Here is a 7,813-nt window from a genome sequence, read left to right as displayed (position 1 = left end):
TGATAGCTTGGGTTGTAAGGTCCGTTCAGATGAAGTTCAGGTATGTGTAGACGGTCTTCCTTCAGGTTATGTTCATTCTGACGTCATCTCTTGTCATGGCGGAATGGCCTCGTACTTTGACTTCACTTACCGTCCAGTAGGTCGAGTAGACTCAATAGTCATCCGTCAGGCTCGTTACAAACATGAGAACACATTATCTTCAGGCGTATCGAATCCGACTTATACGACGTTGACTTTCGGCCGTTCCTATCTTTCCAGTAATACCAGTATCCATCTTCCTTTGACTTGGGGTAGTGTAGGCGGTTTGGATTCCTGCCTGACGTTTGAGGTATTGGAAATGTGGGATAAATATGGTTGTCGCATGAAGTTGGATCCGCTGACTTACGACACTTTGTATTGCGATAGAGTAAATTTGCATTGGGAACCCGAAATTGACGTGGAAGTTCGGCGTCCTAGTATGTCCAATTGGGAGAGTGGTATCCATAGTGTAAGTTTGGAGGCTGAAGACAGTCTGGAAGTGAAGGTACGTCTGACGCGCGGAACACCTTTGTGGGGTTTGCAGCAGATAATTGTAGGTGATGACACGTTGAATTTTGCTCCGATAAGTAAGTATGATACGGTCTTTTGGTTGAAGACCCCTGGTTTGTATAAGTTCGTACCTTATGATATGATTTGCGGAGTCGGTCTTTCTTCCGGTTATGACTTGACGTTATCGCGTTTGGATACGGGGTATATCCGTGGTAAGGTCTTCTTGGAAGGCGTGTTCGATGCTTCTAACGGAATCATGAAGTGGGGAGATGATTGTAATCACGGTCGTTTGCGCGATAGTTTGAAATTACCAACCTCGTTGCCTCTTCTTCCTTCAGGTCTAGAGGTAATAGACTGGATAGAAGTAGAGTTACGTGTAGGTCAGCCGAAGGATTCCGTAGCCTTGATGACAGATAGTACGTTCTTCCTTTCCCGCGACACATGTTTGTTGCTTTCTGACGGTCATTTGGCCGACCGTCGAAGTGGCGATACGATAGTTGGTATCCGCAATGCTTATGCATCGACGGCACCGCATAATAACCGTTATGTGGCCATCCGTCACCGTAATCATTTGGGAGTGATGACAGGTAAGGTTTATAGCTTTGTAGGTAAATCAAATAAAGTGAATGCTAACTTCATCGACTTCACGGATACGTTGAATATCTACCGTCGTAGTGCGGCGATACACAGGATGGATTATCACATGACGCGTATAAGTAGTGGCGGTCATATAATTTGGGCATTGAGTGCAGGAGAGTTGAATACGAACTATCTAGTGTCTTTGATGGACCCGAACCGAGTGACGTTAGTAGATATTTATCCAAACGGAGGCCAGCAAGGTTATCAGTATGACTTGCTTCATGATATCAATCTGGATGGTTGTGTTGATTGGCCTGGTTGGAACGGAACGGCGACGACGGACTGGTTGTTTGTAGAGCGTAACCGTCAGAAATTTACGGAGATTCGTTGGGATAGGTAGTGGAGTAGGATAGTTGAGATAAGTAGGATATCCGGGGGAAGTAAAGAATTACTTCTTCCGGATTTTTTTTCGGAAACCTTTTCGGAAAATGATGTTTTATTAGCTACATTTGCTTCGTTTTATAATTAAAAATAATCACATAATTTATATCATGAGTCAAGAAACAGAAGTGATCGAAAAACAGGATGTAGTTATTCGTTTTTCAGGAGATTCCGGGGACGGGATGCAACTGACGGGACAACAGTTCTCCGATACGGCTGCTTTGTTTGGAAACGATGTATCTACTTTTCCGGATTATCCGGCAGAGATTCGGGCTCCGCAAGGGACGGTCGGAGGTGTGTCCGGTTTTCAAGTACATATCGGTGAAGAACATGTGACGACGCCGGGGGATTATGCAGATGTGCTGGTGGCGATGAATCCGGCAGCATTGAAGGCTAATTTGCGTTGGGCGAAGAAGGCGGGAACGATTATTGTAGATACGGATGCTTTTACGGATAAACATCTTGAGAAGGCGGGCTATACGTCTAATCCGCTGACGGATCATTCTCTGGAGGATTATAATGTGGTGGCGGTGGATATTACGAGTTTGACGGTGGAGGCGTTGCGTGAGACGGGGTTGGATCAAAAGTCGATGTTCAGGTGTAAGAATATGTTTGCTTTGGGTATGACGTACTGGATGTTTGAGCGTTCTGTGGAACATACCGAGGCTTTTTTTGATATGAAGTTTGCGAAGAAACCGGCGATTGCTTCGGCGAATAAGCTGGTTTTGCGTGCAGGATATAATTATGCAGCGAATGTACATGCGTTGGCTGTACATTTTAAGGTTGCTCCGGCGGCGATAGAGAAGGGTAAGTACCGTACGATTACGGGTAATAAGGCGACGGCATGGGGGTTGCTGGCAGTTGCGGAGAAGGCGGGTTTGCCGTTGTTCTGCGGTTCGTATCCGATTACTCCGGCTACGGATATTTTGCATGAGTTGGCTTTGCGCCGTGATTTGGGTGCGAAGACGTATCAGGCGGAGGATGAGATTGGGGGGATTTGTACGGCTATCGGTGCGAGTTATGCCGGTAATTTTGCGGTGACGACGACTTCCGGCCCGGGGCTTGCGTTGAAGACGGAGGCTTGCGGTTTGGCGGTGATGGCGGAGTTGCCGTTGGTGATTGTGGATGTGCAGCGCGGGGGACCTTCTACGGGTTTGCCGACGAAGACGGAGCAGTCCGATTTGATGCAGGCTTTGTACGGACGTAACGGGGAGAGCCCGATGCCGGTGGTGGCTGCGAGTACTTCCGGAAATTGTTTTGATTATGCGTTTGTTGCCGGTAAGATTGCCTTGGAGCATATGACGCCTGTTATTTTGCTGACGGACGGTTTTTTGGCGAATGGTGCGCAACCGTGGCTGATTCCTTCGATGGCGAAGTTGCCGGAGATTAAGCTCCGGGTGGCTAAGGAGGGGGATGATTATCAGCCGTATGCACGTGACCCGGAGACGTTGGCCCGTACATGGGCGTTGCCCGGAACGAAGGGGTTGGAGCATCGTATCGGCGGTTTGGAGAAGATGAATGTTACGGGAAATATCAGTTATGTGCCGGAGAATCATCAGATTATGACGGATTTGCGGGCAGAGAAGGTGGCACGGATTGCCGATTCTATTCCGTTGCAGGAGGTGTACGGAAGTCCGGAGGGCGGCGAGGTGCTGGTTGTGGGCTGGGGCGGTACGTACGGACATTTGTTTTCTGCGGTGAAGGAGTTGAGGAAGGCTGGAAAAGATGTGAGCCTTACGCATTTTAATTATATTAATCCGTTGCCTCGCAATACGAAGGAGATTTTTGCCAAGTATAAGAAGATTATTGTTTGCGAGTTGAATTTGGGACAGTTTGCGGATTATTTGAGAAGCAAGTGTCCGGAGTTTGTTTATCAGCAGTATAATAAAGTGGCAGGGCTTCCTTTTACTGTTGCCGAGATTAAAGAAAAAGTCAGCCAGCTTTTTTAATTTTTCAACTATTTAATTTAAAAAGATTACACTCATGTATACAGCAAAAGATTTTAAAAGCGATCAGGAGGTACGGTGGTGTCCGGGATGCGGGGATCACGGTATTATTATGGCTGTTCAGAAGGCTATGGCGGAGTTGGATTATCCGAAGGAGTCGTGGGCGGTTATTTCGGGTATCGGATGTTCTTCCCGTTTTCCCTATTATATGAATACGTACGGTTTTCATACGATTCACGGCCGTGCGGCGGCGATTGCTTCGGGGGCGAAGAATGCGAACCGGAAGCTGAATATTTTGCAGATTTCGGGGGACGGGGATGCGCTGGCTATTGGCGGGAATCATTTTATCCATGTGATTCGCCGGAATGTGGATATAACTATTCTGTTGTTTAATAATGAAATTTACGGTTTGACCAAAGGACAGTATTCCCCGACGACGAAGTTGGGTACGAAGACGAAAACGTCTCCTTACGGGACGATTGAGCATCCTTTTAATCCGGGAGAGTTGGCTATCGGGGCACAGAGTAAGTTTTTTGCGCGTTCTGTGGATACGAATGTTGCTTTGACGGCGGAGGTGCTGGAGACGGCGGTGAAGCATAAGGGTACGTCGGTGGTGGAGGTGTTGCAGAATTGCGTGATTTTCGCGGATGGGGCACATTCGGCGATAACGGGCAAGGATGTGAAGGAGGACCGGCAGCTGGTGCTGCACCATGGTGAACCGATGCTTTTCGGCAAGGATAAGGAGAAGGGTTTGCGTCTGGATAAGACGGGCAAGCTGGAAGTGGTTGAGCTGGGCAAGGACGGTGTGACGGTGGAGGATATATTGGTGCATGACGCCCACAATCCCAATCCGTTTTTGCATTGGATGCTGGTGAATATGAAGGCTCCGGAGTTCCCGGTGGCTTTGGGTGTGATACGGGATGTGGCGGCACATACGTATGACGAGGCGCTGGATGATCAGATTGCGGAAGTGAAGAAGGTGTCTAATATCCATTGTATGGAGGATTTGCTGAATAGCGGAGATACCTGGGAGGTGAAATAGTATTTAAGTTTTATATAGAAAGGTGGGACCCCGTCGGAGATAACCGAACGGGGTCCCTTTTTTGTGGTATTATTGGTTTGGTTGGTTTTGTGTAATAAATTGTTATACAATACGTTTCGTCGGTGAACTTGACCACTAAAAACCTACGTTTAAAAAGTTGGAGTTTTCGGCAAAATTAACAATTTTTTTAGTGCGTCAAAGTGTTCATATTCAAAAAGATAAAATTTTTTCACATTTCGCAAAACTCCGCCAAAAAAAACGTACGTTTTTTGGTTGTGTAAGTTGTTTTCTATGAGGTTGTTACATGTGGTAAATTCTTAGTATAAATTTTAAAAAATCAGTGATTATGGCAGAAGTTTCTAATTCTATTAAGTTGTTATTGTATAAAAATTTGTTGACTCCTGACCCCAATGACTATGCTCCGCGCGTGGCTATTGAACAAAGTCTCGGCATCGAAGATATCATTAATGATATTATCGCTTCCCGTACCGATTTGAGTGCTTCCACTATCCGGGATGTCAATAGCCGGCTGGAAGAGGCGATTCTGAAACGTTTAAGCAATGGTTATGCTATCCGCACAGGACTTTATTCCGTTTGTCCCAAGGCAAGCGGTGTATTTAGCAAAGCTACTCAGCCTTATGATCCGTCCGTCCACCAAATCAATGCCCAGTTTACTCAAAGTGCCCAGGTACGCGAGAAGCTCCGTGCTTCCCGGGTGGTTGTCAATGGCGTTGCGCCTGTTTCCATTTTGATTGACGAGGTTATGGATGTCAAGAGCAAAGCTGTCAATGGTACCCTGACCCGTGGACACAATATATTGGTAAGCGGTAATGATATTAAAGTCAGCGGGGAGAAAGAGGGTGTGGGTGTCCGTTTTATTAATGCCGACAACAGCAGTACCGTTGAGATTCCAATTGACGAGCTGGCGCGCAATACGGCAAAAGAGTTGATATTGCTTGTTCCGTCAGATATGGAGCCGGGCAATTATTACCTTGAGGTGAGTACCCAGCTTTCGGGCAGTACGCAGTTGAAAGAGGTCCGCACGTTCCGTTTTGAACAGGTATTGACCGTATCTTGATTTGTACGATGTGTTGCGTAAAACTTTACGCAACACATCGTACTTCTCTGCGCAGGGCGTCGTAGCGGTGTACGGTATGTTTCGTAGGAAAATAAAAATAGTATTCATATTTAAAAACAGAAAAAGATGAAAAGAGTATTGTATTTATTGTGGTGCTTGGTTTTGCTGTCGGGTTGCGGCAGTGATTCGGACAAAGCGAATGACGAGCCGGATAAATCGGAGAATCCGAAGAATGTGACACTGGAACTTTCGCGCACAGACCTTGCCTTTGAGGCGGCAGGAGGAGAAAAGACATTTGTTGTTTCCTGTAATGGGAATTGGACGCTTGAGAACGGCAGCGGCTGGTGCAGGACGGATTTCAGCAAAGGAACGGGCAACTTGACCGTGACGGTGACCGTGGACGAATACAGCGGCATAGAAGACCGCAATGCGAACCTGACGGTGAAGGCTGGCGATAAGACGCAGGTGCTGGGTGTGACGCAGAAAGGCAAAGACGCCATTATCGTGAGCAAGGACAAGTTCGAGGTACCGCAGGAGGGCGAGACCATTTCGGTGGAGGTGAAGAGCAATATTTCCTACGAAGTGACGATACCGGAAGAATTTGAATCCTGGATAGCCCCGTCTCCGCGTTCCCGTGCTGTGACAACGAAGAGTTATGATTTTACGGTTTCGGAAAACGAAGTGAAACAGACGCGTTCGGGCTATATCGTCTTTTCGGGCAATTCGCTGTATGACACGGTTTGGGTGTATCAGGCCGAATTTGTGGAGCAACTGATATTGACGGAGGACAGCTACGATTTGCCGGCCGAGGGTGGGGAAATCACGGTTGAATTGAAAACGAACGTGAACTATGACGTAGAGATTCCGGCTTCCGCCGCTTCGTGGATAAACCGGGTGTACACGCGTGCGATGCGTACGGACAAGCTGCACTTTTCTATTTCAGAAAACAAGAGCCGTGACGAGCGTTCGGCGTCCATAACGATACGTGACCGCAACAACGGGGTTTCCGATGTTTTGTACATTCATCAGTCCGGCCGGGAAGTCCTGGTATTGTCACAGGAGAGATATTTGGTACGTATGTCAGGTGATACGATAGCCGTACAGGTGAAAGAGGGAGTGGATTGTGAGGTGAGGATACCCACCGGTTTTCAGTCTTGGATAGTTTCTTTAGGGGAGACTTCTTCCGGAAATTACCGTTTTGCCGTCCTGGAAAATGAAGATTCCGAGTCGGAAGGGCGGGAGGGTTATATTGTTTTTTCTGGTAATTCTTTGACGGATACGGTTTATGTTATTCAATTGCCGGATTCTTTTACCGAAATGGTCTCTGGGGTGAAATTGGAGATGGTTTACGTGAAAGGTGGTACGTTTATGATGGGTGCTACTTCGGAGCAGGGGTCATCGGATCCTTGGGCTGCCGAGTATCCTGTTCATTCCGTAACCCTTTCTGATTATTACATCGCTAAGTTTGAAGTGACGCAGGGATTGTGGCAAGTTGTTATGGGGAAGAAGCCGAGTTCATTCAATAAAGGAGACAATTATCCTGTGGAAAGTGAGAGTTGGAACGATATTCAGACGTTTTTAACCAAATTGAGCCAACAGACAGGGAAGAAATATACTCTGCCAACGGAGGCGCAATGGGAGTATGCGGCGCGTGGGGGATCCAAGAGCAAAGGGTATAAGTACAGCGGCAGCAGTACGATAGGCGATGTTGCTTGGTATAGTGGTAATAGTAATTCTTCTACTCATCCCGTTGGTACAAAACAGTCGAATGAGCTGGGTATCTACGATATGTCTGGTAATGTTTGGGAATGGTGCCAGGATTGGTATGGCGATTATAGTAGTGAAGCACAGACTGACCCTGTTGGTCCTGAAACGGGCTCTCTCCTCGTCTTGCGCGGCGGTAGTTGGGGCTACGATGCGAGGTACTGCCGGGTGTCGTTTCGGCCCTGCGACTTTCCGGGCTACCGCAACCCCGGCACTGGTATCCGGTTGGTTCTCCTTCCTTAGAGTTACGGGCGGATATTCCTGTCTCTTTGTACTAAGCTAAGGGGTCGCAGGGGTACCGAGTATGTTTTATTATGAAGATGCCACCGCAGATTATCTGAAAAATCAGTAATTATTCGTATCTTTATCAAAATTAATGGCAATAAAGGTGTATGGGGCAATTGGAATGGATACAAAGTAAAATATATGAAATCC

5 protein-coding genes are annotated in these 7,813 nt (G+C 47.2%); all 5 read left to right on the top strand.

Features of this window, described 5'->3' with window-relative positions; translation table 11 throughout:
* On the top strand, positions 1-1,507 hold a 1,507-nt coding region (locus NFR61_RS10920; RefSeq protein ID WP_251624055.1), incomplete at its 5' end, for a hypothetical protein.
* 151 nt (positions 1,508-1,658) lie between these two features.
* Positions 1,659-3,497, top strand: coding sequence for a 2-oxoacid:acceptor oxidoreductase subunit alpha (locus tag NFR61_RS10915; RefSeq protein WP_251624054.1), 1,839 nt, complete (start codon positions 1,659-1,661; stop codon positions 3,495-3,497).
* A 34-nt stretch (positions 3,498-3,531) separates the two neighbouring features.
* Complete coding sequence (locus tag NFR61_RS10910; RefSeq protein WP_251624052.1) at positions 3,532-4,536, top strand: 2-oxoacid:ferredoxin oxidoreductase subunit beta; 1,005 nt, start codon at positions 3,532-3,534, stop codon at positions 4,534-4,536.
* Between the two features lie 346 nt (positions 4,537-4,882).
* On the top strand, positions 4,883-5,614 hold the full coding sequence (locus NFR61_RS10905) for a DNA-binding domain-containing protein (RefSeq protein WP_251624050.1): 732 nt from the start codon (positions 4,883-4,885) through the stop codon (positions 5,612-5,614).
* Positions 5,615-5,740: 126 nt separating this feature from the next.
* Positions 5,741-7,621, top strand: coding sequence for an SUMF1/EgtB/PvdO family nonheme iron enzyme (locus NFR61_RS10900; RefSeq protein WP_251624048.1), 1,881 nt, complete (start codon positions 5,741-5,743; stop codon positions 7,619-7,621).
* Positions 7,622-7,813 lie beyond the last annotated feature (192 nt).

The organism is Odoribacter lunatus, from assembly GCF_943193135.1.
Lineage (GTDB): Bacteria > Bacteroidota > Bacteroidia > Bacteroidales > Marinifilaceae > Culturomica > Culturomica lunata.
Note: the sequence above shows the minus strand (reverse complement) of the source record. Positions and strands in the feature narration are given on the sequence as shown.